General features: G+C 63.4%; 1 protein-coding gene. It reads right to left on the minus strand.

What is annotated here, in order from left to right; translation table 11 throughout:
- Window positions 1-30: 30 nt before the first annotated feature.
- Window positions 31-426: methyl-accepting chemotaxis protein (locus tag HX846_RS35465; protein WP_178967273.1), on the minus strand; the 396-nt coding region annotated here is incomplete at its 5' end.

Below are 426 nucleotides of genomic sequence, written 5' to 3' on the forward strand. Positions count from 1 at the left end.
GCTTGCCCGCGATGAGGCCCGAACAGTCAATCAACGAAACCGGTCAACCTCATGCCGCAAGCCCGCCGCCAGGGTCTCCAGTTCCTTGGCGGTGATCGCAAGGTTGGACACCACTTCACGCTGCTCGCTGTTGGCCAGGGCGATGCTCTGCAAGTTGCTGCTCAGCAGGGTCGCCGTGCTGCTCTGCTCCTGGGTCGCTGTGGTAATGGCCGCAAACTGCTGGCCCGCCGAGCGGCTTTGCTCGTCGATCCGCGCCAGCGCAGAGGCGACGTCAGCGTTGCGAGCCAGGCCTTCCTGCATCAGCACGTTGCCTTGCTCCATGGTGCTGATGGCGTTGCCGGTTTCCTGCTGGATACTCTGGATCATCCCGGAAATCTCATCCGTGGCCTGACGGGTGCGCGATGCGAGGTTGCGCACTTCATCGGC

Origin of the sequence: Pseudomonas sp. K5002 (assembly GCF_013386655.1) — a bacterium.
Lineage (GTDB): Bacteria > Pseudomonadota > Gammaproteobacteria > Pseudomonadales > Pseudomonadaceae > Aquipseudomonas.